Source organism: Micromonospora sp. NPDC049101, from assembly GCF_040648675.1.
GTDB lineage: Bacteria > Actinomycetota > Actinomycetes > Mycobacteriales > Micromonosporaceae > Micromonospora.
Genome location: NZ_JBEZED010000072.1, coordinates 1 through 1,082, shown reverse-complemented (window position 1 = coordinate 1,082; position 1,082 = coordinate 1). Strand labels below are relative to the sequence as shown.

Below are 1,082 nucleotides of genomic sequence, written 5' to 3'. Positions count from 1 at the left end.
ACCACCACATCCGGCACCACACCACCAGACACCGGCCACCCACCCACCGACACACCACCCACCACCGGCACACCCACCACCACCGGCACCACCTCGAACAACGGCGTGCTACCCGCGGCGGACGACGGCTGCGGCACGGGCCGCAGGACGAGCTCACCGGCGGTGAGCACCAGGTGCCCATCCGCGTCGGTCACCTCGATGGCGAGGGTGTCCGTGCCGGCCGGCGACAGCCGGACCCGGACGGTGGTCGCACCGGTGGCGTGCAGCGTCACCTCGGACCAGGCGAACGGCACCTTCGGCTCGGTGACGTCCGTGGTGAACGCAGCGGCGTGCAGCGCCGCGTCGAGCAGCGCGGGGTGGATGCCGTAGCCCTCCCCGGACGCCTCGTCGGCGAGCACGACCTCGGCCAGGACGTCCGCGCCGTCCCGCCAGGCCCGCCGTACGCCCCGGAAGGCCGGGCCGTAGTCGAGCCCGACGCCGGCCAACCGGTCGTACAGGTCGGTGACGTCGAGTTCGTCGGAGTCGGCCGGCGACCACTGCCGCGTGACGACGGAGTCCGCCGGGGCAACCGGGCGCAGGGTGCCGCTGGCGTGCAGGGTCGACGCGGCCTCGCCGGACGTCTGTTCCTCCACCGAGTAGACGGCGACCCGGCGGGCGCCGGAGTTGTCCGCCTCGCCCACGGTGACCCGCATGCGCACGCCGCCGGTGGCCGGTACGACGAGCGGCGCCTCCAGGGTGAGGTCGGCGAGCAGCCCGCAGCCGACGTCGTCGCCCGCGCGGATCGCCAGTTCGACGAGGGCCGCGCCGGGGAGGAGGACATTCCCGCCGACGGCGTGGTCGGCCAGCCACGCATGGGTCGCCAACGAGAGACGCGACGTGTAGAGCAACCCGCCGGAGTCCGGAAGGGCGACCGCGGCGCCGAGCATCGGGTGTTCGGTCGACGTGAGGCCGAATCCGGCCGCGTCGGTGGCGGCGGGGGCTCCCGCCTCGAGCCAGTAGCGGTGGCGTTGGAACGCATACGTCGGCAACTCCACCCGCGGCGCCGACGGGAACATCACCGACCAATCCGGCGACACCCCATG

1 protein-coding gene is annotated in these 1,082 nt (G+C 73.9%); it reads right to left on the bottom strand.

Going from position 1 to position 1,082, the window contains the following annotated elements:
- On the bottom strand, nucleotides 1-1,055 hold a 1,055-nt coding region (locus AB0B57_RS36810; RefSeq protein ID WP_357081103.1), incomplete at its 3' end, for a polyketide synthase dehydratase domain-containing protein.
- Nucleotides 1,056-1,082 lie beyond the last annotated feature (27 nt).